Below are 24981 nucleotides of genomic sequence, written 5' to 3' on the forward strand. Positions count from 1 at the left end.
CGGCCGCAAGGCGGAGAAGGGAGCCGGCGCGGTGGGGACGCCTTCCGGCCGAAGACCGGCGGACGCCGGCGAGTGACGACGACGCGGCTGGTGCTGGGGTCCCGCCTCCGGGGGAGTGCGTGCCAAACCCCGCGTCTGCGGCATGATCCGAACGACAGATCCTGACCGGGGGGCCGCCGCCCGGCGCGGCCGGCCGCAGCCCCCGGGCGGTTACGCGAACTGGCCGGGGCGGTAGTCGCCCGCCGGCTGCCGGAAGATGACGTTCAGCCGGTTGTAGGCGTTGATGACCGCGATCGTCGCCACCAGCGCGACGAGTTCCTCTTCGGTGTAGTGCTTGGCCGCGTTCTCCCACACCTCGTCGGGGACGCCGCCCGCCGCGTCGGCGATCCGGGTGCCCTGCTCGGCCAGCTCCAGCGCGGCGCGCTCGGCCTCGGTGAAGACGGTCGCCTCGCGCCAGGCGCCGACCATGTGGAGGCGCTGCTGGGTCTCGCCCGCGGCGGCCGCGTCCTTGGTGTGCATGTCGAGGCAGAAGCCGCAGCCGTTGATCTGACTGGCCCGGATCTTGACCAGTTCCAGGGTCGCGGCGGGGATCGACGTCCCCTCGGCGGCCCTGCCCGCGCCGTTGAAGGCCTTGATCAGCTTGTTGCCGGTGGGGCTGGCGAAGAGGTTCAGACGGGCTTCCATGCTGTGCTCCTCCGTTGGGTTCAGCGGGATACACACCTATGACGGAGCGGGTTCTGCGGGTGTGACAGGTTTGCTCGGTTTGCCGGGGGGATTTTCCGGTGCCGGCCCGCGGGGGCCGGTCGCGCGGTTCCCCGCGCCCCCCCACGGGGCGCGCTTCACCGGGCGCTTCCGCCAGGGCGTGTTGCGAAAGTCCCGTCTGCCGTGCGACGCCGTGCACGCACTCTCGCCGCACGGCCCGCCCTCCGGGCGCACGACGGGACTTTCGCAACACGCTCTAGGAGCACCACCACAGGAACCGCGTGCACGAGTGGCTCTGGGACGGAGTCGGGCTCGGGTTCGAGGTCGTCGGGTCCGCCGTCGGCGTCGAGGCCGTCGAGGAGGTCGGTGCCGCCGTCGGCGTCTGCGGGCCGGTCCCCGGGCCCGTCGTCGCCGACTGCGCCGAGGTTCCCTTCGGGGTCGCCGACGGGGAGCCGGACCCCTTGTCCTTCGACGCGGAGGGGGACGCGGAGGCGGAGGGGTCGGCGGAGGCCGAACTCGCCGGTCCGGTCGCGCCGGAGGTGTCCCCCAGCGGCTCGGCCGTCGTGCCCGGGGACGACGTGGAGGTGCCGCCGTCGGTGGTGTCACCGCCCGCCGAGGCCGGCCCGGGGCTGGTGAACGGTATGGCGTCCGTGCCGAGTTCGGCCAGGCTCAGGCAGCCCGCCGCCAGGACGCACGCCACGCTCACGAGCAGGATCCTGCGGCGCCGTCGGCGGTGGGCCGCGGCCTTGCGGTCGCGACGGCTCCCGTCGGCCCCGGAAGGCTCCTCCTCGGCCTCGGCGCCGCCGGCAGGGCTCTCGGCTGCTCGTCCGCGGCTCCGGCCGCCCCGCCCGCGTGCCGCCCGCCGCCGGTCCGCCCGGCCCCCCGGCAGGGGCTCGTCACCCTCGTCGCCGTCGCCACCGCCGGCGGCGCCACCGGGGCGGTCGTCCGCGAACTCCGGCTGCGGGTGGGGAGGTTCACCGGTGTCGGCCGGTTCGGGGGTGGTCGCCTCCGGCGCGGACGCGCGTATCGGCTCGGCGGGAGTGCCGCACCCCGGACAGGCGAGGGCGCCGTTGAGGTGCCGTCGGCACGGGTGGCAGTAGTCCATGACGCGGGAAGACTAAGTTCCCCAGCGGTCGCTTAACCACCCAGGCCTGTGAAGGTTCTGTGGGGGACCGAAAACAATGTCGAAAGCCTTGCCGAAACCGTTACCTGTCGGACCCATTGACACCCCCGCCGCCCCGTCCTTACTGTCACGCCAGCATTTCGAACGTGTGACGAAATCTCGAACAGCTGAGGGGCAACTGCCGTGCGCATCACCGGAATCAGCACACACGTGGTCGGGACGCCCTGGCGCAACCTGACCTACGTCCAGGTGCACACCGACGAAGGGATCACGGGAGTCGGCGAGACCCGGATGCTCGGTCACACCGACGCGCTGATCGGGTACCTGCGGGAGGCCGAGGCCAACCACATTCTCGGTTCGGACCCGTTCGCGGTGGAAGACCTCGTGCGCCGGATGAAGTACGGCGACTACGGCCGTGCGGGTGAGATCGTCATGTCCGGCATCGCCGTCGTCGAGATGGCCTGCTGGGACATCAAGGGCAAGGCCCTGGGCGTGCCGGTGTGGCAGTTGCTCGGCGGGAAGGTCACGGACAAGGTCAAGGCGTACGCCAACGGCTGGTACACGACCGAGCGGACGCCGGAGGCGTACCACAAGGCAGCCCAGGGGGTGATCGAGCGCGGGTACCGGGCGCTGAAGATCGACCCGTTCGGGACCGGGCACTTCGAGCTGGACCACGAGCAGACGCTGTACTCCGTGTCGCTGATCGAGGCCGTCCGGGACGCCATCGGGCCGGACGCCGAGCTGATGCTGGAGATGCACGGGCGCTTCTCCCCCTCGACGGCCGTCCGGCTCGCGCGCGAGCTGGCGCCCTTCAAGCCGGCCTGGCTGGAGGAGCCCTGCCCTCCGGAGAACCTGAAGGCGCTGGAGAAGGTCGCCGCCAAGGTCGACATCCCGGTCGCCACCGGGGAGCGCATCCACGACCGCATCGAGTTCCGCGAGCTCTTCGAGAGCCAGGCCGTGGACGTCATCCAGCCGGACGTCGGCCACATCGGCGGCATCTGGGAGACGCGCAAGCTGGCCGCGACCGCCGAGACGCACTACGTGCTCGTCGCGCCGCACAACGTCGGCGGGTCGGTGCTGACCGCCGCCTCGCTCCAGGTCGGGTTCACCTCCCCGAACTTCAAGATCCTGGAGCACTTCAACGACTTCGCCGACGCCGAGATCAAGAAGGTGGTCAAGGGGGCGCCGGAGGTCGTCGACGGCTACTTCCACCTGTCCGACGCACCCGGCCTCGGGGTCGAGTTCGACGCGGACGCCGCCGCCGAGTTCCCGCAGCAGCAGGCACGCTTCGACCTCTGGGCCGACGGCTGGGAGCAGCGCAGGCCGAAGGGGACGTCGAAGTGAGCTCCCAGGTCGTCGTCGAGGCGCCGGGCGCGCACCGCGTCGAGGAGCACACGCCCCGCGAGCCCGGTCCCGGCGAGGCGCTGGTCGCCGTGCACGCGGTCGGGATTTGCGGAAGCGACCGCGAGGTGTACCAGGGAAACCGGCCGGAGGGGTACGTCCGTTACCCGCTGACGCCGGGACACGAGTGGTCGGGGACGGTACGGGCGGTCGGCGCCGGAGTCCCCGCGGGCCTGGTCGGCCGCAAGGTGGTCGGTGAGGGGTTCCGGAACTGCCAGGTGTGCGACCGGTGCCATGCGGGCGAGACCACGCTGTGCACGGACGGGTACGAGGAGACCGGGTTCACCCAGCCGGGTGCCATGGCCGCCACACTGACCCTCCCGGCCCGCCTGCTGCACGCGCTCCCGGACGACTCGGACCTGACCGCCGCCGCACTCCTGGAACCCGCCGCCTGCATCGCGGCCGCCGCCCTGAAGGGCAACGCCCGGCCGGGCGAGCGCGTCGCGGTGGTCGGGACCGGAACACTGGGCATGTTCGCCGTGCAGTTCCTGCGCGCGGTCTCGCCGGGCGAACTGCTGGTGGTCGGCACGCGCGACGACCGGGAGGCGCTCTCCCGCCGGTTCGGCGCCTCCGACTTCCGCACCAGGGACCAGGAACTCCCCGACGACTTCGACGTGGTCATCGAGACCGCCGGGTCCGCGTCCGCCGCGCGCACCGCCGCCTCCCTGCTCAGGCGCGGCGGACGCCTGGTCCTGACCGGCATCCCGGCCGCCGGCGCCGAGGGCCTGGACCCGACCGACCTCGTCGTACGGCAGCTGGAGGTGCACACCGTCTTCGGGGCGCCGCCGGATGCCTGGTCGCACGCGGTGCGGGTGTTCGGGGCCGGGCTGCTCGATCCGCTGCCGCTGGTCACGCACGAGCTGCCGCTGACCGAGTTCCCCCAGGCCATCGAGCTGGTGGGCGCCGGTGATCCGAAGGTGGGCAAGGTGCTGCTCCGCCCCTAGTCGTACGCCGGCCGCGGCGTGCCGTGACCTCGCCGCGGCCGGCGTACACCGCTGCTTTTTCTTTGCCCAGAGCCGCGAACCTTGTCCGAAATATCGAACACGAAGGACAGCTTGTGACGACCGACGCTTCCGTTACGGCGGCCCGCCGACCCGGTGAGCAGGCACTCACCGCCCTCGGTCTGGGCGCGCCCGCCCTCGATCCCGCCGACGCCTCCGCCCACACCTTCCCGGGCGGCGGCAGGTGGCGCACCGAGATCCCCTCCTGCGAGGGTCCTGAGGCGCTTGCCGTCGTGCTCAAGGAGTCCTCACGGCTGGACGTACCGATCCACCGGATCAGCCAGGGCAGCGGCGTGTGGATGCTCACCGACGCCGAGATCACGGAGATGGTCGACGCGACGAACGAGCGTGACATCGAGCTCTGTCTGTTCACCGGCCCGCGCGGCACCTGGGACATCGGCGGTTCCGTGCGCTCCGACTCGCGGGGGGCCGGACTGCGCGCACGGGGCCACGACGCGGTCGCCGGATGTGTCGAAGACGCCGTACGGGCCACGGAACTGGGCGTCAAGTGCCTGCTCGTCGCCGACGAGGGCGTGCTGTGGACGCTGCACCGGGCCCGGCAGGCGGGGATCGTCCCGGCCGACACCACGCTGAAGGTGTCCGCGCTCGTCGGTCCGGTCAACCCGGCGTCGTACTCGGTCTTCGAGCACCTCGGCGCCGACTCCGTCAACGTGCCCAGCGACCTGACCCTCGATCACCTCACCGAGATCCGGCGGGTGTCCGGCGCCCCCATGGACATGTACATCGAGGCCCCCGACGACCTCGGCGGCTACATCCGGATGTACGAGGTCGCCGAGCTGATCCGGCGCGGCGCGCCGATCTACCTGAAGTTCGGTCTGTCCAAGGCTCCCGGCATCTACCCGTGGGGCACCCACCTGCGGGACGTGACCCTGGACACCGCGCGCGAGCGGGTGCGGCGGGGGCGGCTCGCGCTGGACCTGCTGGCGCGGCACGGGGCGGACGGGGAGATGGCGCCGCTGGGGTCGCGGCTGCCGGGGGCTCTCCACCGGTTCCCCACCGAGGGTTCTGCCTGATGAACGTCGGGAGCTGCGGGTCCGTTGTGGCTGGTCGCGCAGTTCCCCGCGCCCCTTCGGGGCGCTTCAACCTCTCAACGACGAGAAGAACAGGGACCGATCACCATGCGTACTCGTAGAAGCGCCCTCACCCTCATAGCCGGGGCCGCCTCCCTCGCCCTGACCCTGTCCGCCTGCGGGCAGAACAGCGAAGGCGGCAGCAAGGAGGACAACGGCAGCGCCAAGGGCGGCACGATCGGCATCGCGATGCCGACCAAGTCGTCCGAGCGCTGGATCAACGACGGCAACAACCTTGTCAAGGACATCGAGGCCAAGGGCTACAAGACCAAGCTGGTCTTCGGCGAGGACAACCCGGACAACCAGGTCTCGCAGATCGAGAACCTGATCACGCAGGGCGTCAAGGGCCTGGTCATCGCGGCGATCGACAACAAGTCCCTGAACAACGTGCTCCAGGAGGCCGCGGACGCCAAGATCCCGGTCATCGCCTACGACCGGCTGATCCTCGGCACCAAGAACGTCGACTACTACGCGTCCTTCGACAACGAGAAGGTCGGCGTCGAGCAGGGCACGTACATCGTGCACAAGCTGGGTCTGGACAGCGGCAAGAAGGGCCCGTTCAACATCGAGCTGTTCGCGGGCTCGAACGACGACAACAACACCAAGTACTTCTTCAACGGCGCGATGAGCGTGCTCCAGCCGTACATCGACAAGAAGCAGCTGGTGGTCAAGTCCGGCCAGACCGCGCTGAACAAGGTCACCACCCTGCGCTGGGACGGCGCGACCGCGCAGTCGCGCATGGAGGACATCCTCACCTCCTCCTACAAGTCCGCCAAGGTCGACGCGGTGCTCTCGCCCTACGACGGCATCTCGATCGGCGTCCTCGCCGCCCTGAAGTCCGACGGCTACGGGTCGGGCAGCCAGCCGCTTCCTGTCATCACCGGCCAGGACGCCGAGCTGGCGTCCGTCAAGTCGATCATCGCGGGGCAGCAGACCCAGACCGTCTACAAGGACCTCCGGAAGCTCGCCGAGGTCGCGGCAACGATGGTCGACGACGCGCTGAACAAGAAGACCCCGCAGACGAACGACACCAAGACCTACGACAACGGGTCCAAGGTCGTCCCCGCCTTCCTGCTCCAGCCGGTGAGCGTCGACAAGTCCAACTACGAGGACGTCCTGGTCAAGGGCGGCTACTACACCGACGCCCAGCTCAAGTAATCCGCCGACCCCCGACCGTCAAGCACTGATTGGAAGGCAGACCATGGCGGGACCCGTCCTGGAAATGCGCTCGATCGTCAAGACCTTTCCCGGCGTCAAGGCACTGTCGGACGTCACTCTGACCGTCCGCCAGGGCGAGGTCCACGCCATCTGCGGGGAGAACGGCGCCGGCAAGTCGACCCTGATGAAGGTCCTCTCCGGCGTCCATCCGCACGGCAGTTACGAGGGCGAGATCCTCTTCGAGGGCGAGCCCTGCGCGTTCGGTGACATCCGGGCGAGCGAGCAGCGCGGCATCGTGATCATCCACCAGGAGCTGGCGCTGTCGCCGTACCTCTCGCTGGCGGAGAACATCTTCCTCGGCAACGAACACGCCAAGGGCGGGTTCATCGACTGGCGCGAGACCCTGCGGCACGCCACCCGACTGCTGCGCCGGGTGGGTCTGGACGACCACCCGGAGACCCGCGTCACCGACATCGGCGTGGGCAAGCAGCAGCTGGTGGAGATCGCGAAGGCGCTCTCGAAGAAGGTGAAGCTGCTCATCCTCGACGAGCCGACCGCGGCTCTGAACGACGAGGACAGCGGCAAACTCCTCGACCTGATCCTGGAGCTGAAGAACCAGGGCATCACCTCGATCATCATCTCGCACAAGCTCAACGAGATCCGCCGGGTCGCCGACTCGGTGACGATCATCCGTGACGGTCACTCCGTCGAGACCCTCGACGTGAAGTCGGCGGAGACCACCGAGGAGCGGATCATCTCCGGCATGGTCGGCCGCGACCTCGACCACCGCTTCCCCGAGCGCACCCCCTACGAGGGCGAAGAGGACGCGGCACCGGCCCTGGAGATCCGCGACTGGACCGTGCGGCACCCGATCGACCAGGATCGCAAGGTCGTCGACGACGTGTCGGTCCACGTCCGGCGCGGCGAGATCGTCGGTATCGCCGGCCTGATGGGCGCCGGCCGCACCGAACTCGCGATGAGCGTCTTCGGACGGACCTACGGCCGCTACGACGGCGGCACGGTCCTCAAGGACGGCACGGAGATCCGTACCAAGTCGGTCGCCGAGGCGGTCGGCCACGGCATCGCCTACGTCACCGAGGACCGCAAGCACTACGGCCTCAACCTCATCGACACCATCAACCGCAACATCTCGCTGACCGCGCTGAACAAGGTCGCCCGGCGCGGGATCGTGGACGAGCACGAGGAGCGGCAGGTCTCCGAGGGCTACCGCACCTCCATGAACATCAAGGCGCCCACGGTGTTCGAGCCGGTGGGCAAGCTGTCGGGCGGCAACCAGCAGAAGGTCGTCCTCAGCAAGTGGATCTTCGCGGGTCCTGACGTGCTGATCCTGGACGAGCCGACCCGCGGCATCGACGTGGGCGCCAAGTACGAGATCTACACGGTCATCGACCAGCTCGCCGCCCAGGGCAAGGCGGTCGTCTTCATCTCCTCCGAGCTGCCCGAGCTGCTCGGCATGTGCGACCGCATCTACACCATGGCCGCGGGCCGTCTGACCGGTGAGGTGCCCAGGGCCGAGGCCACGCAGGAAGTGCTGATGCGCCATATGACGAAGGACAAAGAGGTAACGCGATGAGCACGGATGTCACCGCCAAGAGCCCGGCGCCCGCGCCGCCGGGCAGGAGCGGATCGGCCGCCGACGGGAACCTGCTCCGGATGGTCCTGGACGGGCTGCGCCGCAACATGCGCCAGTACGGCATGCTGATCGCGCTCGGCCTGATCGTCGCCCTGTTCGCCGTGTGGACCGACGGGGACCTGCTGCTGCCGCGCAACGTCTCCAACCTGGTGCTGCAGAACAGCTACATCCTGATCCTGGCCATCGGCATGATGATGGTGATCATCGCCGGGCACATCGACCTGTCGGTCGGATCGCTGACTGCGTTCGTGGGCGCCTTCGCCGCCGTGCTGACGGTCGATCACGGCGTGCCCTGGCCGGTGGCGCTGGTCCTGTGCCTGGTGATGGGCGCCTTCGCGGGCGCCGCCCAGGGCGTGCTGATCGCCTACTTCGGCATACCGTCGTTCATCGTCACCCTCGCCGGGATGCTGCTCTTCCGCGGTCTCACCGAGATCCTGCTCCAGGGCCAGACCATCGGCCCGTTCCCGAACGGCCTGCAGAACCTGGGCAACGGCTTCCTCCCCGAGGTGGGCCCGCACACCAACTACCACAACATCACGCTGCTGCTGGGCATCGTGCTGATCGCCGCCGTGGTCTGGCAGGAGTTCCGCGACCGCCGCCGCCAGCAGGAGTTCGCCCTGGACGTGCCGCCCACCCGGCTGTTCCTGCTCAAGCTGACCGCGCTGATCGCCGCGATCCTCGTCCTGACCATGCTGCTCGCCAGCTACAAGGGCGCCCCGATCGTCCTGATCGTCCTGGGCGCGCTGGTCGTCGGCTACGGCTACGTCATGCGCAACGCGGTCTTCGGGCGGCACATCTACGCGATCGGCGGCAACCTGCCGGCGGCCAAGCTGTCCGGCGTCAAGGACAAGAAGGTCACCTTCTACGTCTTCCTGAACATGGGCGTGCTCGCGGCCCTGGCCGGTCTGGTGGTAGCGGCCCGGCTGAACGCGGCCTCGCCGAAGGCGGGCGACGGCTTCGAACTGGAGGCGATCGCCTCCTCGTTCATCGGCGGCGCCTCCATGAGCGGCGGTGTCGGCACCATCCTCGGTGCCATCATCGGCGGTCTCGTCCTCGGTGTGCTGAACAACGGCATGAACCTCCTCAGCGTCGGCACCGACTGGCAACAGGTCATCAAGGGCCTCGCCCTGCTCGCGGCCGTCGGATTCGACGTGTGGAACAAGCGCAAGTCCGGTTCGTAGTCAGCGCAGGCGCTCCGCTGGAAGGCCGTACAGAAAGCGCGGGCCGGCGGGGGCCGGTCGCGCGGTTCCCCGCACCCCTTCGGGGCGCGGGATCCAGCGGGCGCCTTTCAACTCTCTTCTCAAGGAGCCGCTAGATGGAACTGAACAGACGCACGGTCATCGCGGGAGCCGCGGCGGCGGGGATCGCCGCCACCACCCTCGGCACGGGCACCGCCGAGGCCTCCTCGGGAGGCCGGAAGCCGGTGAAGGAACTCTTCGGGAAGCTCGCCGACGGCACCAGGGTCCACCGCTGGTCCCTGGAGAACGGCGGCACCCGTCTCAAGGTCCTCTCCTACGGCGGCATCATCCAGTCCCTGGAGATCCCGGACCGGCACGGCAAGTACGCCAACGTGTCGCTCGGTTACGACGACCTGGCCGCGTACGTCGCCGGAACCACCTTCTTCGGCGCGACCATCGGCCGGTACGGGAACCGGATCGCCAAGGGGCAGTTCACCCTCGACGGCAAGAGCTACCAGCTCTCCGTCAACGACGGCGTCAACAGCCTGCACGGCGGTGCCAAGGGCTTCAACACGAAGGTCTGGGACATCGAGGGCTTCACCTCGGGCTCCGACGTCGGCCTGCACCTCCACTACACCAGCGTCGACGGCGAGATGGGCTACCCGGGCACCCTCAGGACGAAGGTCACCTTCACCCTCGACCGGCACGGTGACTGGATCATCGACTACACGGCCACCACCGACAAGCCGACCGTGGTCAACCTCACCAACCACACCTACTGGAACCTCGCCGGTGAGGGCACGGGCACGGTCGAGGACCACGAGCTGACGATCGCCGCCGGCCGCTACACCCCCACCGACTCGGGTCTGATCCCGACGGGCGAACTGGCCAGGGTCTCCGGCACTCCCTTCGACTTCCGCAAGGGCAAGCCGGTCGGCCGGGACATCCGCGCGGGTCACCCCCAGCAGGTGCAGGCCAAGGGCTTCGACCACAACTGGGTCCTCGACAAGGGCGTCACCGCCGAGCCGGAGCACATCGCCACCCTGCGCGACCCGCGCTCCGGACGCACCCTGAAGATCGCCACGGACCAGCCGGGCCTGCAGTTCTACTCGGGCAACTTCCTCGACGGCACCCTCACCGGCACCTCCGGCCGCACCTACCGGCAGGGTGACGGACTGTGCCTGGAGACCCAGCACTTCCCCGACTCGCCGAACCAGGCGCGCTTCCCCTCGACGGTGCTGCGGCCGGGGCAGACCTACAGGTCACGGACGGTTCATTCGTTCGGAGCCTGAGGCGGCGCGGGCGCGGCCGGTAAGGGGCTGGTCGCGCCCGCGCGGCGGAATCCCGAGCAGAAACGGTAAGTCACATTTCTTTCACATCCGCTGAACAACGCCACGCGTGACTCCGTACTCAAGGACGGCCCGTGCTCCCCCGCGCGGGCCACCCAGACGACGGGCCCGGTCGTCCCCACCGGGCCCGCCTCATACGGAGGTTCAATGGCAGGCAACGTCACCTCGTTGTTCCGCAGCGGCGCGCACAGCCCGTCGATGGCGGCGCTGACCCGCGAGGGAGGCGAGGGGGCTGGTCCCGTCGATTTCTGCATTCCCTGCAATCCGTACTTCCCCACCCCGGCGATGATGGAAACGATGGCGTCCAGACTGAAGGACATCATCACGTTCTACCCGAGCAGCGCCGACACCATCACCGCCGAGCTCTGCCAGCTCCTCCAGCTCCCGCCGCAGGCCGTGGCCATGGGCAACGGCTCCACCGAGCTGATCACCTGGATCGACCACCTGCTGGTCCGTGAGTCCCTCGCCGTCCCCGTCCCCACCTTCGGCCGCTGGACCGACCAGCCGATGGAGACCGGCAAGCGCGTCGACATGTTCCCGCTCCAGGAGTCGGGCGGCTTCGCCCTGGACCTCGCGCAGTACGCCGAGTTCATCCGCAAGCGGGGCACCCGGGTCGCCGTCATCTGCAATCCCAACAACCCCGACGGCGGCTTCCTGCACAAGCAGGCCCTGGTGCAGTTCATGGACGCCATGGCCGACCTGGACCTGATCGTCATCGACGAGTCCTTCCTGGAGTTCGCCGACGCCGAGGCCGAGCCCAGCGTCGTCCAGGAGGCGATGCTGCGGCCGAACGTCATCGTGCTGCGCAGCCTCGGCAAGAACTTCGGTCTGCACGGCATCCGGTTCGGCTACATGGTCGCCAACCCGTCGCTGGCCGGCAAGGTCCGCTCGATGCTGCCCAAGTGGAACCTCAACGCGTTCGCCGAGTACGTCGTCTTCATGCTCAAGGAGCACGGCGCCGAGTACGCGCAGAGCCTGCTCCAGGTCCGCAAGGACCGGCTGGAGATGGCCAGCCAGCTCTCCGTCCTGCCGGGTCTGACCGTCTACCCCTCGCAGGGCAACTTCCTGTTCGTACGGCTGCCCGTCGGTGCCGAGGGCACGGTGGTCCGGGACCGCATGCTCACCGAGCACCGCATCCTGGTCCGCGAGTGCGGCAACAAGATCGGTTCGTCCAGTCGCTTCCTGAGGCTCGTGGTGCGCCCCGAGGTGGACGTGCGTCGCCTGGTGTCCGCCATGGAGCAGGTGCTCTACGGGTCCAGGAGGGGAGCCGCCGTGCCCGAGCTGGGCAATGGGACCAGCTACAGCTCGGGTACGGCGGCGGTTGACCGGCTGGTGAGCGAGACCAACGGGGCGGGCATTCAGCTCGCCCAGGCCGTCGGTGCGGGGCCCGTTCCGGGTCTCGCCGCGGCGTCGGCCACGGGGCCGAGTCTCGCCGCCGCTCCCGCCGCCGGTGTCGGCATGCCGCTCCCCGTCGCCGGTCCGCCGGCCGGGATGCCGATGCCGGCGGCAGCGCCCGTCATGCAGCAGCCTCAGCCGATGGTGGCCCAGATGCAGGCGCCCCTGCAGGCGCCGCCCGTGCAGCCCCCGATGCAGACTCCGATGCAGATGCCCGTGCAGGCCCCGCCGCAGCCCGCTCCGGTCGGGCCCACCCCGACCGGGGTGCCGGCGCGGGGCGGGCTGACCGCGGCGCAGGTACGGGGGATGACGGCACCCGCGCCCCCGGCGCCCGAGCTGGCCCCGGCGCCGGCCACGGGGTGGCCCAACGCGCAGAGCTGGCCCAACGCGGCGGGAATGGGACAGGCCGGGTAGGCACCGGTGCGTGGCCGACTGCCGCACCGTCGTGGCCGTTCGCGCCGGCCTGCGGGGGACGAACCGCGCAGCTCTGACCCGCACGGCGTGCGACAGCGAGGCGTCCAGAGGGAGTTCGTGGCAGGCCACCTGCGTGAAGCCCGCCTCCTCCAGCAGGCGTCGGTAGTGGGGCTCCTCGCGTTCCCGGCCGCCCGGAGAACGCCACCCAGCTCGACCCGTCGACCCGAACCGGCTGGACGTTCGGACCGGGCGACGCCCAGATCCAGCAGTTCCGCTACTAGGATCCGCCTTCCCTCGGATCTCGCCCAGAGCGGGAACGATGCGAGTGTGACCGTCGCTTCACGGGATGCGGCGGTGTTCTCGTGTCCGGGGTGATCCCGCTCAAGCCCAAGGCCGCGGCTCTGTCGGCGATCTCCGCCCCGCCGGGAACACCAGCCGCACCCGCACCCTCACCCTCGAACGGCGCAACCACCGGCTGACCGCCTGAACAACAGGAATTGAGCAGCAGAGTTGTGGACGGGGGCAAACGCACGGTGCCCGTCCGCATCATGCGGACGGGCACCGAATGGAGCGCCGGGCAGGCCTTGCACCTGCATTTCCCCGCAGGAAGCGGGACGTCTTTCCTTGGACCACCAACGCAGCACCAGCCACCGGTTTCTGTGGCGACCAGCTGTGAGACGATCATACCGTATCCGGCTTGCCCTCCGACTCCTCGTCGAGCCCGCGGACCAGGCCGCGCACGACGGGACCGTACTCGGGGTGGGCGAGCGCGAAGGCCATCTGGGCGACGAGGTAGTCGGCCGGGTTGCCGGTGTCGTACCAGCGGCCCTGGATGACCTGCCCGTACACGGCCCGGCTGGCGGCGTAGGCGTTGATGGCGTCGGTCAGGTAGACCTCGCCGGTGCGGTGCTCGTACCAGCGGCGGGTCTGTTCACGCAGTTCGTCGATGATGCCGGGGGTGATGACGTAACCGCCGATGGCCGCGTACGGGGACGGCGCGTCGGCCGGCGCGGGCTTCTCCACCAGCCCGGTGATGCGCAGTTGGCCGTCGCCGAGGTCCTCCTTGACGATGGGCACGCCGTAGCGCTGGGAGTCGGCGGGGTCCATCGGCAGCAGGGCCAGCACCGGACAGCCGGTCTGCTCGTAGGCGCGGATCAGCTGCTGGGAGCGGGGGACGTCGGCGACGAACACGTCGTCCGGCCAGAGCACCAGGACGGGCTCGTCGCCGAAGGAGCGGGCCGCGTTCAGCACGGGCGTGCCGTTGCCGTACGGGCCGTACTGGTCGAGGTAGGTGATGTGGCCGCGGCGGGCCAGCTCGGCGACCTCCTCGACGGCGTCCGCGTACGCGGTCTTGCCGTCGGCGCGCAGCTGCTCCACGAGCCCGGGGTTCGGCCGGAAGTGGTCCTGGATCAGGCTCTTGCCACCCGAGACGACGATGGTGATGTCGGTGATGCCGGAGTCCACCAGCTCCCGCACGGTGTGTTCGATCACCGGTTTGTCGCCGACCGGAAGCATCTCCTTCGGCGTGGCCTTCGTCAGCGGCAGCAGACGGGAACCGAGTCCGGCGGCGGGGATCACGGCCCTGCGGATCGTCGGGGGCATCAGGTCTCTCTCGGTCGGTGGCACGGGGTAGGCCGACGCTACCAACGGGCCCTGTCCCACCTGGGAAACTCCGACCGGACGGAGTCCTTCGTCCAGAGGATTTCGAGGCGAAGTCGAGGTGAAGGGGGCCGGCCGTCCCGGCCCCCGGCCTCCCGCGGCGCCGCGCTCATCGCGGCGGCTCCGCTTCCGTCCCGCCGGGGACCGCTCCCCGGGCGCGCAGTCCGGCGATCTCGTCGGGTCCGAACCCGAGTCCGGCGAGGATCTCGTCGTTGTGCTCGCCCAGCTCCGGCGCCCGTTTCGCCGGCACCTTCGGCATCCCTCGCAGGGTGACCGGGCTGCTGACGGTCTCCGGCAGCCCGCTGACTCCTTCCAGCGGGACGACGATGTCGTTGTCGCGCAGCTGCGGGTCCCGCGCGGCCTCCTCCGGCGTCTGGATGAGGCTGTAGGTGATGCGTTCCCGGCCCAGCGCTTCCTTCCAGTGGCCGAAGGGCCGCGAGCGGAACTCGGTGTCGAGCAGCTCGGCCAGCGCGTCGGCGTGCCGGACCATGCCCTCCAGGTCGGCGAACCGGGGGTCCTCCAGGAGTTCGGGGTGTCCGACGGCCCGGGTCAGTCCCTGCCAGCGGGTGGGCGAGGCGACCAGCATGAACCACTCGCCGTCCGCGGTCCGGTAGGGGTTGATCAGGGCGTTCGCCGGGGCCTTGCGGTCGTGCGGTTCGAAGGGGGTGCCGTGGGCGAGGGCGCCGGCCACCAGTGTCCCCGTGGCCCAGACGCCGGTGGCGAGCAGTGACGTCCCGACGTCGGCCCCCTGTCCGGTCCGTTCGCGGTGGTAGAGGGCGGTCGTGATCGCCCCGTAGACGGCGATAGCCGTCGTGTAGTCGCCGCTGCCCCAGACCGGTACGGTCGGCGGGGCGCCGGCGTCCCGGGTGGAGGCCAGCAGACCGCTGCGCGACCAGAACGCCGTCAGGTCGAACCCCGGCTGCCGGGCGTCGGCACCCGCGTCCCCGAAGCCGGTGAGGTCGGCGTAGACGACCCCCGGGTTCCAGCCCGCGACCTCCTCGTAGCCGAGGTGCAGCTTCTCGCGCGTACCGTGCGGGAAGTTGGTGATCACCACGTCCGCCCACTCGACGAGCCGCTTGAGGACCTCGACGGCCGCCGGCGACTTCAGGTCCAGCGCCATGCCCCGCTTGTTGCGGTTGGCCAGGTGCCAGCCGTAGTTCGCCTGCGCCTGCGGGCTGGGCGGCAAGGCACTCAGCCGCCGCTGCGGATCGCCCGTCCCCGGGGGCTCGATCTTGATGACGTCGGCCCCGAAGTCGGAGAGCATGGTCGCCGCGGCGGGCGCCGCGATGAACGAGGACGCGTCGAGGACCTTCAGGCCGCTGAAAACGGATTCGGTGGTCATCGTCATCACTTCACAAAGGCGCTCAGGCCGTCGGTGACGGCGCGTCCCACGATCAGGGTCTGGATCTCCCGGGTGCCCTCGTAGGAGTACAGGGCCTCGGCGTCGGCGACGAAGCGGCCGACCTTGTAGTCGAGGACGATGCCGTTGCCGGCCAGCAGCTCCCGGGCCCAGCCGACGCTCTCCCGCATCCGCACGGTGCAGTACGCCTTCGCCAGCGCGGAGTGCTCGTCCTTGAAGATCCCGGCGTCCTGCAACTGGGCCAGCCGCACCACCATCCCGCACGAGGCCGTGGCGTTGCCGAGCATCTTCACCAGCAGGTCCTGGACGAGCTGGAAGCCTCCGATCGGGCGTCCGAACTGCTCGCGTTCCTTCGCGTACTGCAGCGCGATCTCGTAGGCGCCGAACATCACCCCCACGGCCTGCCAGGCCACCCCGCTGCGCGTCTGGCGCAGGATGCCCGCGGTGTCCTTGAACGAGTTCGCGTTCTGCAGCCGGTTGGCCTCCGGGACGCGGCAGCCCTCCAGCACGATGTCGGCGTTCTGCACGATCCGCAGCGCCATCTTGTTCTCGATCTTCGTCGCGGTGAACCCGGGGGTGTCCTTCTCCACGACGAATCCCAGCACATGGTTGGTCTCGGTGTCCCGTGCCCAGACGACGACCAGGTCGGCGAAGGTCGCGTTGCCGATCCACCGCTTGGCCCCGTCGAGGACCCATGCGTCGCCGTCGCGGCGCGCGGTCGTCCTCAGGCCGCCGGCCACGTCCGAGCCGCCGTGCGGTTCGGTCAGCGCGAAGGCCCCGATCTTCTCGAAGCGGCTCATCGCGGGCAGCCACCGCCGCTTCTGCTCCTCGGAGCCGCAGCCGAGGATCGAGCCGATGGCCAGCCCCGTGTGGACACCGGTGAAGGTCGCCAGGGACGCGTCGGCATGCCCGAATTCCAGCGCGACGAATCCCGAGAGGAGATTGCTCGGCCTGGCTTCCGTGGAGTCCGGGTCCGCCCAGTTCGCGAGCCCGAGTCCGCCGAATCCCTCGACCAGTTGAAAGGGGAACTCGGCCCGGGCCCAGTAGTCGTCGACGATCGGGGCCGCCTGTGCGTCGAGGAATGCGCGGACGCGCTCGATCTTCTCCCGGTCACCGTCCGCCAGCAGTTCCTCGTAGGAATAGAAATCCGCGGGCAACCGCCCTTTCCCCAGGTAGGGACCGGACGGCTTCGGGAGCGACGGGTTGGCACCCATGGGAAATCTTCCTCCGGCAGGAATTCGGGAATCGGCCTGGCGTGATTACACCCGGATCCCGCGGCGATTCCCGCGAGCCCCCGCCGTCCGGGGGATACTCTCGTCGCGGCGAACGACCCCAATGGCCCTCTCCGTACCCGCCCCGGCGAGCCCGGTCCGCTGCAGACCGAGGCGTACGCGCGGACCCTGTTCGGGGGGCAGTTGCCACCGTTGGATGACGAGCAGGTCGAGGCACGATGGGCGGCTCGGGCCGAACGGCAGCGGTTGCTGAGGAACATGCCGAACGCGACGTTCGGCTTCGTCCTGGAGGAGCACCTGTTCCGCCGGCGAACCGGCGGCTCCGACATCACACGCGAACTCGTCGCCCACGTCTTGAAGATCGCGGAGCTGCGCAATGCCGAGATCCAGATCATGCCGACGGTGCAGGAGTCACACGCCGGACTCGCGGGCCCTATGCAGCTCCTGGAGACGATCGAGAACAAGTGGTCCGCCTACCGCGAGGGGCAGCGAGGCGGCCTGCTCGTCTCCGACCCGAAAGAGATCAGCATCCTCCAACGGCGCTATGCCAGGATGCGCTCACAGGCTCTTGCGCTGGAAGACTCCTGGAGCCTGTTGCAGCGAATGCGAGGGGACTTACGAAGACCACCGAGCCGGCCTGGATCAAGAGCAGTTACAGCGGCGGTGGCGACTGCGTCGAGGTCGCCGTCCGCCCCAGCACCATCCACATCCGCGACTCGAAGAACACGGCCGGCACCCACCTCACCCACTCCCCCGCCGCCTGGGCCGGCTTCGTCACGTACGCGGGGAAGTGACCGCCCGGATCACGTGCCGGGCGTTGCGGGCCATGGCCGGGTTCGTCGTGCGGTAGTACGGCAGCGCGATCAGGGCCTGGGAGAGGGTCCGGGCCCGGCCGCGGAGCCACGTCGCGTCGTCCACGGCCAGTGCCTCGCGGAACGCCTGCCTGCCCTCGGGCGGCAGCAGGTTCCACGCCGGGAACAGGTCGCAGGCCGGGTCGCCCACCCCCGCGCACCCGAAGTCGATGACGGAGGCGAGCCTGCCGTCGTCGTCGATCAGCAGGTTGCCCGGCATCAGGTCGGCGTGCAGCCACACCGGCGGCCCGTCGGCGTCCGGGGCCCGCAGCGCCTCCTCCCACACGGCGGCCGCCGCGTCGCAGTCGACGCCCTCCTGCGGGATGCGGCGCAGTTCCGCGATCGCCGCCCGGGTGTCCGCGTCGAGCGAGGAGAGCGGCCCGCCCCGGTGGGCCGGCGGGGCGTCCGGCAGCGGGATGCTCCGCATCGCGGTCACGAACGCGGCCAGGTCCTCGGCGAGCAGTACGGGCTCGGCCAGGGCGTCCGGTTCGGGAAGCCGGCCGGGCAGCCACCGGTAGACCGACCACGGCCACGGACACCCCTCGGCCGGCTCCCCGGCGCCGAGCACCTCGGGGATGCGGACGGGCAGATGGGGTGCGAGACGGGGCAGCCACTCCCGCTCCCTCGTCACGTCCCCGTCCCCGCCCTCGGCCAGCGGCAGCCGCACGACCATGGCGTCGCCGAGCCGGAACATGGCGTTGACGGTGCCGCCGGACGGCCACCGCCGCACCGCCGGCCCCACCCACTGCGGGAACTGCCCGGCGATCAGCCGCCGTACGAGGCCGTCGTCGACGAGGGGCGTCCCGGGATGCGGCTGACCTGTGCTCATGTGCGGCATCGGATCACCGGGCGCCGACGGCCGTCAAACGCCTTTCCGGGGCGGGACGAGCGGTGGCCACATGGGCGGCGGACGATAGAATCGTGCCATGTCCGAGATCGACTTCCTCAAGACCCGGCCCCACCGGGTCGTCGTGCTCGCCCTCGACGGTGTCTACCCCTTCGAGCTGGGCATCCCGAACCGGGTCTTCCCGTGCGTACCGGGCGCCTACGAGGTGGTGACCTGCGCGGCGACCGACGACCGTACGGTGGCGACCAGCGCCGACTTCACGGTCACCCTCGGGCACGGGCCGGAAGCCCTGGAGAGCGCGGACACCGTGGTCGTACCGCCGTACGACATGACGCGGATCACGGACGAGGTGCCCGCTCCGGTCGCCGCCGCGCTGGCACGGATCAGGCCCGGTGCCCGGATCGTCTCCATCTGCACGGGGGCGTTCACGCTCGCGGCGGCCGGGCTGCTGGACGGCCGGCCCGCGACCACGCACTGGGCGCTGGCGCCCCGGTTCCGCCGGATGTTCCCGCAGGTCGCCCTCGACCCCGATGTGCTGTTCATCGACGACGGTGACGTACTGACCTCCGCGGGCGCCGCCTCCGGTGTCGACGTCTGCCTGCACCTCGTCCGCTCCGACCACGGCAGCGCGGTCGCCAACAGCGTGGCCCGGCAGTGCGTCGTACCGCCGTGGCGGGACGGCGGCCAGGCGCAGTACATCGAGCAGCCGGTGCCGGACGAGAGCGCCACCGGGACCGCGGCCACCCGGGCCTGGGCCCTGGAGAACCTGGAACGGCCGCTGGCCCTGCGGGAGCTTGCGGACCACGCCCGGATGAGCCGGCGCACCTTCGCCCGCCGCTTCCAGGACGAGACCGGCGTCAGCCCCGGCCGCTGGCTGATCCAGCAGCGGGTGCACCGGGCCCGCCACCTGCTGGAGACCAGCGACCTGGCGATCGACCGCATCGCCGCGGAGGTCGGCTTCGCCACCGGCACGTCCCTGCGGCAGCACCTGCACGCGGCGATCGGGGTGTCCCCGCAGGCGTACCGGAACACGTTCCGGGAGACGGCCGCGGCCCGGGGCTGACCACCGCGCGTGGCGTCCCACGGCCGGCGCTCAGCCGAAGTGGCGGATGCGGTCCGGGGTTCCGGGTGCGCAGGGCAGCCAGTCGTGCACCGGTCCGGTACGACCGAACTCGGCGACCGCGGTGGCGGACTCGTGTCCCAGGGCACGCTGGGCGTCCCCGACGGCACCGAGCATCGGACCGTGCCGGGTAGGCGCCGAACGTGTCGAAGAGGAAGGACGGTTCGGCGCAGTGCGCGGCGCCGAGGGAGTGCGGGTGCCCGGCCGGGCGGTGGCCGAACCGGTGGACGTGGGTCGCGTCGCCGCCGGCCGCACGGTGGCCGGTGATCTCCGGCGAACCGTTGCCGAAGAGCGTGTCCGTGCCGGTCGCGGTGAAGATCTGCGCGGGGGGTGTGCGGAAGCCGGGCGGCGTACGCGTCGTAGATCGCGTGGGAGCGGTCACCGGCCTGGGCGGAGCAGGCGCCCGCCGACTGGGGCCGGGCATCCGAACCGAGGCGCTGCCGTGGACGGCGGTGGCCCCCGGCGGCCTGGAGGAGACCGGCCGGCGGCTCAGCCGCCATCCACGGGTGCGGTTCGCCTCTACCTCTTCCTGAGCGAGCCCGTCCGGGCCCTGGAACAGGTCACGGCGACCGAGGTCACACCCATCCTGACGGGAGTCGGGCGGACCGGGCCCGGCCCGCCCGGGGAGCCAGTGAGCCGGGCGCCGGCTACTTGGCGGGGCACTGCTTCCAGGCCAGGTGGTAGACGGTGCTGATCTCGCCGTCGGTCGAGTCCATGGTCATGAAGCTGACCTTGCCGGGGTTCGCGCTGCCGGCGGTCACCCGCAGCTCGGTGTTGATGTTGAAGTTGCGCTGGACCCCGCAGGGCGCCCAGACCAGTTGGGCCCAGTCGGTGGTGTCGGTGGCCTGCCAGTTGTCGTCGTAGGGGCCCCGGAAGGGGTGGTTCGCGGAGGCCGTGCTGGACGAGCCCTGGAAGTAGTACGAGGCGCGCTGGGTACCGGTGGCGCCCGGCTGGAGGGAGGCGAAGCCGCGGTAGTCGGCGCTGGCGACGGCGTAGGTGAAGCCGCCCGGTACATGGACGACCAGGTTGAGCTGGCAGTTGCGCCGGAAGGCGGTCGGGTCGGAGTTGCCGCCGGCCTGGGCGAGGTACTCGCTGTAGGTGACGGTGAAGGCCTCGTTGTCCTCGGAGACGGCGACGGCGGTGGTGCCCTGCGGACAGCCGGAGCCGTTCACCGTGGCGACGTTGATCACGATCTTGTCCGGCGGCGGGTCGTCGAAGACGGGCGACGACGAGGCCGTGGCCTGGGCAGGCAACCCGGCGGTGAGCAGCGCGGCGAGCGCTCCGCCGAGCAGGAGTCCATGCCTCATGGGTTTCATGGTTTCTCCGGTTCGGTGATCGAGTGGGGGGTGGCACCCTCGGCCCGCAGGACCCGCACGCTCCTCAAGGTTCGACATGGTTCACCTTTGAAGAAACTGTGAGTTTCCTGTGAAGAACGAGGCGCTCGCATCGTAGGAACCCCCACACCGAGCGGTCAGGGCGAACTCCGGCCATTCACAACGCCGGATTTCACAGCCCCGCCCCCGCTCGGCTCACCCCTACGGGTTCTCCCAGGCCGCCGGTTCCGCGGCCAGCGCGCGCACCGGCTCCGGGAGGGCGTCCGCCGCGATGTCCGCCACGGTGACCCCCTCGAGGATCCGGCGGACGTTCGCGCGCAGCGCGATCCACAGCGGCAGCAGGGGCCGGGCTGTGCCGGTGTAGGCCAGACCCGTGGGCCGTTCGCCGCGTACCGACACGATCGGACCGTCCACCGCCCGGATGAGGTCCGCCACGGTGATCGCGGACGCGTCCCGGGCCAGCCGGTAGCCACCGCCCCCGCCTCGCCGGCTGTCGACGATCCCGCCACGCCGGAGATCACCCAGAATGCCCTCGAGGAACTTGTGCGGGATGTCCTGCGCCCCGGCGAGCTCCTCCGCCTTCACCGGGCCGTCGTCCTGCCGCACGGCGAGCTCCAGTACCGCCCGTACCGCGTAATCCGCTCGTGCCGAGATCCTCATGTGTCCATTGTGGGGCGTCCTCCCGTGGAGAATGGCCGCACCCGCGCCCCGTAAGATCGCCCGGGAGGATCCCTTGGCGCTCAGCAGACGTACCTTCAGTGCCCTCGCCGGCTCGACCGCGCTCGGCTTCGCCCTGGGCGGCAGCGGCGGCCCCGGGGCGCCCGCCGCCTACGCGGCACGCACGGTGCCGACCGGCCCGGCCCCGGCCCCGCCGCGTGCCGACGGCAGACGGCACGCGATCGGCCACGACCAGTACTCCCTCGTCGTCGACGGCCGGAGACTGGTCCTGTGGTCCGGTGAACTGCATCCCTTCCGGCTCCCGAGCCCGTCCCTGTGGCGGGACGTGCTGGAGAAGATGCGGGCGCACGGCTACAACGCCGTCAGCATCTACGTGGCGTGGAACTTCCACTCCCCCGCGCCCGGCCGCTTCGACTTCACCGGCGTCCGCGACCTGGACCGGTTCCTGCGCACGGCTGCCGAGACCGGGCTGTACGTCATCCTGCGCCCCGGCCCCTACATCAACGCCGAGGTCGACGCCGGCGGCTTCCCCGGCTGGCTGACCGCCACGCACGGCTCGGCCCGCACCACCGACCCGACCTACCTCGGGCACGTCGACGCGTGGCTGACGGCCGTCAACCGCATCGTGCGCCGCCATCAGCACACGGACGGCGGCGGCAGCGTCCTGCTCTACCAGATCGAGAACGAGTACGACGGCCACGTCGCCGACCCGGCCGGCCCGGCCTACATGTCCCACCTGTACAAGAAGGTGCGGGCGGACGGCATCGACGTCCCCCTCTTCCACAACGACAAGGGCCGCAACGGCTACTGGATCCCCGGTTCCTTCGACACCGGCGGAGAGACCGGGAAGTGGCTGTACGGCTTCGACGGTTACCCGTCCCCCACCCAGACCCCGCCGGACTGGGGCCACTTCGGGATCGGCGGCCTCAAGGGCGGCGCGACCGCGAGTCCCCGTACCCCCGGGTTCGTGCCGGAGTACGGGGGCGGCTGGTTCGATCCGTGGGGCGGGGTCGAGTTCGGCGGCAAGGGGTACGCCGAGTCCCGGCGCACCCGGGACGCGGCCTACGAACGCCGCTTCTACCTCACCAACCTCGCCAACGGCATCACGCTGCACAACGTCTACATGACCTACGGCGGCACGAACTGGGGCTGGCTGCCGGCGCCGGTCGTCTACACGTCGTACGACTACGGGGCGGCCATCGACGAGGCTCGCAACGTCACGCCGAAGATCGCCCCGATGCACCAGCTCGGCCACCTCCTCCAGCGCGTCCCGGACTTCGCCAGGCTGGAGCGGGCGGCGGACGTCCAGGCGGACGGGCTGAAGACGTACCACCTCACCAACCCGGACACCCAGGCGCACGTGTACGTGCTCCGCAACGACGGGGCGAGCGAGGTGACGTCCACCCTGAAGACCCGCGAGCCGGACGGGGGCGACGACATCGAGGTCACCGTCCCGGCCCACGACGCCCGGCTCATCACCACCGGGCTCTCCCTCGGCAAGCGCAGGCTGCGGTACGCCACCGCCCAGCCGATGGCCGTGTTCACCGCCGGCCGCCAGGACATCGCCCTGTTCACCGGCCGGTACGGCGAGATGGCGCACCTGGTCCTGGAGTGCCCGAGCGAACCCTTCGTCCAGCGCCTGGACGCCGAAGCGGCCTGGGTCTACGACCGGAACATCCTGCACGTCACCGCGCCGCTCGGCCAGGGCGGCCTCACCCGGGTCCTGGTCCAGCGCGGCGAGAGCGACACGCCGCTGCTCCTGCTCTTCGCCGACGACGCGACCTCACTGCGGCTCTTCCCCTACGACACCCCGTCCGGCACCCTGCTGGTCTACGGCCCGGCACTGCTGCGGCACGCCAGGCTCGACGGGTCGGCCGTGCAGCTCACCGGGGACACGGTCGCCCCGAGCGGCCTGGAGGTGTGGGGGCCGCGCGGGATCTCCTCGGTCACCTGGAACGGGCAGCGGGTACCGACCCGGGTGAGCCTCTCGCAGAGCCTGGTCGCCACGTCGGACCTGGCGGGCGCCCCGAAGCCGGCGCTGCCGGTCCTCACCGGCTGGCGCCGCAGGACCGAGAACCCCGAGTCGGCGCCGGCCTTCGACGACTCGTCGTGGACGGCGGCCGACAAGAGGACGTCGTTCAGCACGACGCCCGTCCCGGCCGGTCAGCCGGTGCTGTTCGCCGACGACTACGGCTTCCACTACGGGGATGTCTGGTACCGGGGCCGGGTGGACGGCGACCTCCAGGACCTGGAGTCCGTCTCCCTCGCCTACAGCACGGGCACCCAGGGCATGCTGATGGCCTGGCTGGACGGGAAACCGCTCGGATCGCACCGGATGCCGGTGCCGGACGCGAAGACGGTCCGGCAGGGCAGTTGGGCGGCCACGGCCGAGTTCGCCGTCGCCCGGCCGAAGAAGGAGCAGCAGGACAAGGAGCGGGAGAAGAAGAAGGAACAGCGCGAGCACGTGCTGTCCGTGCTGGTGCGGCGGATGCAGCACGACATGGACGGCCGCTCCCTGGACACCCACAAGGCGGCCCGCGGCCTGAGTGCCGTGACCTTCAAGGGGGCGTCCCCGAAGGTGAGCTGGCGGATCCAGGGCGAGAGCGCGCCGGACCCGGTACGGGGGCCGCTGAACAACGGCGGGCTCTACGGGGAGCGGCAGGGCTGGCATCTGCCCGGGTTCGCGGACGGCGGCTGGGAACCGGCCGCACTGCCGCGCGCGGACAAGGGCATGGGCGTCACCTGGTACCGCACCGGCTTCAAGCTGGCCGTGCCGGACGGGGTCGACGCCTCGGTGGGGCTGGTGCTGGAGGACGATCCGGCGCGGGCCTACCGGGTGCAGATCTTCCTGAACGGGTGGAACCTCGGGCAGTACATCAACGACGTGGGTCCGCAGCACACGTTCGTGCTGCCGAACGGGATTCTGCGGACCCGGGGCTCCAACACGCTGGCGCTGGCCGTGCTTTCGGACGGGACCAGTGAGTTCGGGCCGGGGGTCGTGCGGCTGGAGCTGCTGGGGAGCGCGGCCGGAGGCGTTCCCGTGGAGACGGTTCCCTCCCCCGGCCGTTGACCGCGGGGCGCTTCACCCCAGCCGGATCACATTCCAGGACAGCGGTTCCAGAGCGGCGGTGAGGACGCCGTCCTTCAGGGTTGTGCCGTCGGCCTGGTGAGGAGCTACCCGGTCCGGGTCCTCCAGGGTGTTGCGGGCGTCGGGGTCCTGGTCCGACAGGACGCTGTGCTCGGTGACCTGCGTCAGGTCCAGGCCGCTCAGGGCGATTTCCAGGGGCAGGGCGTCCGTCCGGCCGCGGTTGACGGCGAAGACGGTCACCGTGCCGTCCGCCGCCCGGACCGCCGTCGCGTGCAACAGGCTCGAAGCGCCTGCGCGTCAATGGGTCCGGCGGGACTTTCCTGCGCCGGCGGTCGTTCCGGGATGA

Annotated in this window: 21 protein-coding genes and 2 pseudogenes; 13 read left to right on the forward strand and 10 right to left on the reverse strand. The window is 70.6% G+C overall.

The window, feature by feature from the left end; genetic code table 11:
• Positions 1-210 precede the first annotated feature (210 nt).
• The gene (locus tag ACZ4O3_RS21030) at positions 211-684 is read right to left on the reverse strand and encodes a carboxymuconolactone decarboxylase family protein (protein ID WP_467723529.1); all 474 of its coding nucleotides are present in this window, start codon (positions 682-684) and stop codon (positions 211-213) included.
• Positions 685-958: 274 nt separating this feature from the next.
• Positions 959-1807, reverse strand: a complete 849-nt coding sequence (locus tag ACZ4O3_RS21035; protein WP_467723531.1) for an SCO2400 family protein — start codon at positions 1805-1807, stop codon at positions 959-961.
• Between the two features lie 201 nt (positions 1808-2008).
• Between ACZ4O3_RS21035 and ACZ4O3_RS21040 the strand changes: the two genes are divergently transcribed.
• The 8 genes from ACZ4O3_RS21040 (at position 2009) to ACZ4O3_RS21075 (ending at position 12466) form a co-directional block, all read left to right on the forward strand.
• Complete coding sequence (locus ACZ4O3_RS21040; RefSeq protein WP_362731356.1) at positions 2009-3169, forward strand: mandelate racemase/muconate lactonizing enzyme family protein; 1161 nt, start codon at positions 2009-2011, stop codon at positions 3167-3169.
• Entirely contained in the window at positions 3166-4170 is a 1005-nt protein-coding gene (locus ACZ4O3_RS21045) for a zinc-dependent alcohol dehydrogenase (protein ID WP_467723533.1), read from the forward strand. The genes ACZ4O3_RS21040 and ACZ4O3_RS21045 overlap by 4 nt, the downstream gene beginning before the upstream one ends.
• Before the next feature lie 113 nt (positions 4171-4283).
• Positions 4284-5261, forward strand: coding sequence for a hypothetical protein (locus tag ACZ4O3_RS21050; RefSeq protein WP_467723535.1), 978 nt, complete (start codon positions 4284-4286; stop codon positions 5259-5261).
• Positions 5262-5366: 105 nt separating this feature from the next.
• Positions 5367-6476 carry a multiple monosaccharide ABC transporter substrate-binding protein gene (gene chvE, locus ACZ4O3_RS21055; protein ID WP_467723537.1) on the forward strand — a complete coding sequence of 370 codons (1110 nt, stop codon included), beginning with the start codon at positions 5367-5369 and terminating at the stop codon, positions 6474-6476.
• Between the two features lie 43 nt (positions 6477-6519).
• On the forward strand, positions 6520-8070 hold the full coding sequence (mmsA, locus tag ACZ4O3_RS21060; RefSeq protein ID WP_467723539.1) for a multiple monosaccharide ABC transporter ATP-binding protein: 1551 nt from the start codon (positions 6520-6522) through the stop codon (positions 8068-8070).
• A complete protein-coding gene (gene mmsB, locus ACZ4O3_RS21065) occupies positions 8067-9311 on the forward strand; it encodes a multiple monosaccharide ABC transporter permease (RefSeq protein ID WP_362722736.1) in 1245 nt (414 codons plus the stop codon). Before mmsA ends, mmsB begins: the two co-directional genes overlap by 4 nt.
• Before the next feature lie 134 nt (positions 9312-9445).
• Positions 9446-10600 carry an aldose epimerase family protein gene (locus ACZ4O3_RS21070; RefSeq protein WP_362722739.1) on the forward strand — a complete coding sequence of 385 codons (1155 nt, stop codon included), beginning with the start codon at positions 9446-9448 and terminating at the stop codon, positions 10598-10600.
• 204 nt (positions 10601-10804) lie between these two features.
• Positions 10805-12466 (forward strand): pyridoxal phosphate-dependent aminotransferase, encoded by a 1662-nt coding sequence (locus ACZ4O3_RS21075; RefSeq protein WP_467723542.1) that lies wholly within the window; start codon positions 10805-10807, stop codon positions 12464-12466.
• A 681-nt stretch (positions 12467-13147) separates the two neighbouring features.
• Here ACZ4O3_RS21075 and ACZ4O3_RS21080 read toward each other — a convergent pair.
• The 3 genes from ACZ4O3_RS21080 to ACZ4O3_RS21090 form a co-directional block, all read right to left on the reverse strand.
• Complete coding sequence (locus ACZ4O3_RS21080; protein ID WP_362727169.1) at positions 13148-14068, reverse strand: UTP--glucose-1-phosphate uridylyltransferase; 921 nt, start codon at positions 14066-14068, stop codon at positions 13148-13150.
• A gap of 166 nt (positions 14069-14234) precedes the next feature.
• Positions 14235-15467 (reverse strand): CaiB/BaiF CoA transferase family protein, encoded by a 1233-nt coding sequence (locus tag ACZ4O3_RS21085; protein ID WP_362727171.1) that lies wholly within the window; start codon positions 15465-15467, stop codon positions 14235-14237.
• A 5-nt stretch (positions 15468-15472) separates the two neighbouring features.
• The gene (locus tag ACZ4O3_RS21090; RefSeq protein ID WP_362727173.1) at positions 15473-16699 is read right to left on the reverse strand and encodes an acyl-CoA dehydrogenase family protein; all 1227 of its coding nucleotides are present in this window, start codon (positions 16697-16699) and stop codon (positions 15473-15475) included.
• 150 nt (positions 16700-16849) lie between these two features.
• Between ACZ4O3_RS21090 and ACZ4O3_RS21095 the strand changes: the two are divergent.
• Both ACZ4O3_RS21095 and ACZ4O3_RS21100 read left to right on the forward strand, forming a co-directional pair.
• Positions 16850-17335: pseudogene (locus ACZ4O3_RS21095) on the forward strand (DUF5753 domain-containing protein); the annotation flags it as partial.
• 23 nt (positions 17336-17358) lie between these two features.
• The gene (locus ACZ4O3_RS21100; protein WP_467723663.1) at positions 17359-17511 is read left to right on the forward strand and encodes a DUF397 domain-containing protein; all 153 of its coding nucleotides are present in this window, start codon (positions 17359-17361) and stop codon (positions 17509-17511) included.
• Here ACZ4O3_RS21100 and ACZ4O3_RS21105 read toward each other — a convergent pair.
• Positions 17492-18397 carry an aminoglycoside phosphotransferase family protein gene (locus ACZ4O3_RS21105; RefSeq protein WP_467723543.1) on the reverse strand — a complete coding sequence of 302 codons (906 nt, stop codon included), beginning with the start codon at positions 18395-18397 and terminating at the stop codon, positions 17492-17494. The genes ACZ4O3_RS21100 and ACZ4O3_RS21105 overlap by 20 nt on opposite strands.
• A gap of 97 nt (positions 18398-18494) precedes the next feature.
• Between ACZ4O3_RS21105 and ACZ4O3_RS21110 the strand changes: the two genes are divergently transcribed.
• Complete coding sequence (locus ACZ4O3_RS21110; RefSeq protein ID WP_467723545.1) at positions 18495-19478, forward strand: GlxA family transcriptional regulator; 984 nt, start codon at positions 18495-18497, stop codon at positions 19476-19478.
• Between the two features lie 30 nt (positions 19479-19508).
• On the opposite strand, the gene ACZ4O3_RS21115 is transcribed toward ACZ4O3_RS21110, so the two are convergent.
• Positions 19509-19652 (reverse strand): hypothetical protein, encoded by a 144-nt coding sequence (locus ACZ4O3_RS21115; protein WP_467723547.1) that lies wholly within the window; start codon positions 19650-19652, stop codon positions 19509-19511.
• A gap of 146 nt (positions 19653-19798) precedes the next feature.
• On the opposite strand from ACZ4O3_RS21115, the gene ACZ4O3_RS21120 reads away from it, so the two are divergent.
• Positions 19799-20068: a hypothetical protein gene (locus ACZ4O3_RS21120; RefSeq protein WP_467723549.1), complete on the forward strand. Its 270-nt coding sequence runs from the start codon at positions 19799-19801 to the stop codon at positions 20066-20068.
• A gap of 114 nt (positions 20069-20182) precedes the next feature.
• Here the strand turns inward: ACZ4O3_RS21120 and ACZ4O3_RS21125 are convergent, their stop codons facing one another.
• Both ACZ4O3_RS21125 and ACZ4O3_RS21130 read right to left on the reverse strand, forming a co-directional pair.
• Entirely contained in the window at positions 20183-20842 is a 660-nt protein-coding gene (locus ACZ4O3_RS21125; RefSeq protein WP_362729340.1) for a DUF4360 domain-containing protein, read from the reverse strand.
• Between the two features lie 228 nt (positions 20843-21070).
• Positions 21071-21529, reverse strand: coding sequence for an RrF2 family transcriptional regulator (locus tag ACZ4O3_RS21130; RefSeq protein WP_362729338.1), 459 nt, complete (start codon positions 21527-21529; stop codon positions 21071-21073).
• A gap of 73 nt (positions 21530-21602) precedes the next feature.
• On the opposite strand from ACZ4O3_RS21130, the gene ACZ4O3_RS21135 reads away from it, so the two are divergent.
• Positions 21603-24617, forward strand: coding sequence for a beta-galactosidase (locus tag ACZ4O3_RS21135; RefSeq protein ID WP_467723552.1), 3015 nt, complete (start codon positions 21603-21605; stop codon positions 24615-24617).
• A gap of 12 nt (positions 24618-24629) precedes the next feature.
• On the opposite strand, the pseudogene ACZ4O3_RS21140 reads toward ACZ4O3_RS21135, so the two are convergent.
• Positions 24630-24926, reverse strand: a pseudogene (locus ACZ4O3_RS21140) (alpha-L-arabinofuranosidase C-terminal domain-containing protein); the annotation flags it as partial.
• Between the last annotated feature and the right edge of the window lie 55 nt (positions 24927-24981).

The sequence above is a fragment of the Streptomyces sp. NPDC026515 genome, assembly GCF_055567595.1.

Bases quoted from the DNA above. Each gene is read 5' to 3' on its own strand.
- ACZ4O3_RS21090 (WP_362727173.1), bottom strand. From the start codon at position 16,699: ATGGGTGCCAACCCGTCGCTCCCGAAGCCGTCCGGTCCCTACCTGGGG.
- chvE (WP_467723537.1), top strand. From the start codon at position 5,367: ATGCGTACTCGTAGAAGCGCCCTCACCCTCATAGCCGGGGCCGCCTCC.
- ACZ4O3_RS21030 (WP_467723529.1), bottom strand. From the start codon at position 684: ATGGAAGCCCGTCTGAACCTCTTCGCCAGCCCCACCGGCAACAAGCTG.
- ACZ4O3_RS21085 (WP_362727171.1), bottom strand. From the start codon at position 15,467: ATGACCACCGAATCCGTTTTCAGCGGCCTGAAGGTCCTCGACGCGTCC.
- ACZ4O3_RS21105 (WP_467723543.1), bottom strand. From the start codon at position 18,397: ATGAGCACAGGTCAGCCGCATCCCGGGACGCCCCTCGTCGACGACGGC.
- ACZ4O3_RS21110 (WP_467723545.1), top strand. From the start codon at position 18,495: ATGTCCGAGATCGACTTCCTCAAGACCCGGCCCCACCGGGTCGTCGTG.
- ACZ4O3_RS21125 (WP_362729340.1), bottom strand. From the start codon at position 20,842: ATGAGGCATGGACTCCTGCTCGGCGGAGCGCTCGCCGCGCTGCTCACC.
- ACZ4O3_RS21070 (WP_362722739.1), top strand. From the start codon at position 9,446: ATGGAACTGAACAGACGCACGGTCATCGCGGGAGCCGCGGCGGCGGGG.
- ACZ4O3_RS21130 (WP_362729338.1), bottom strand. From the start codon at position 21,529: ATGAGGATCTCGGCACGAGCGGATTACGCGGTACGGGCGGTACTGGAG.
- mmsA (WP_467723539.1), top strand. From the start codon at position 6,520: ATGGCGGGACCCGTCCTGGAAATGCGCTCGATCGTCAAGACCTTTCCC.
- ACZ4O3_RS21035 (WP_467723531.1), bottom strand. From the start codon at position 1,807: ATGGACTACTGCCACCCGTGCCGACGGCACCTCAACGGCGCCCTCGCC.
- mmsB (WP_362722736.1), top strand. From the start codon at position 8,067: ATGAGCACGGATGTCACCGCCAAGAGCCCGGCGCCCGCGCCGCCGGGC.
- ACZ4O3_RS21115 (WP_467723547.1), bottom strand. From the start codon at position 19,652: ATGCTCGGTGCCGTCGGGGACGCCCAGCGTGCCCTGGGACACGAGTCC.
- ACZ4O3_RS21075 (WP_467723542.1), top strand. From the start codon at position 10,805: ATGGCAGGCAACGTCACCTCGTTGTTCCGCAGCGGCGCGCACAGCCCG.
- ACZ4O3_RS21080 (WP_362727169.1), bottom strand. From the start codon at position 14,068: ATGCCCCCGACGATCCGCAGGGCCGTGATCCCCGCCGCCGGACTCGGT.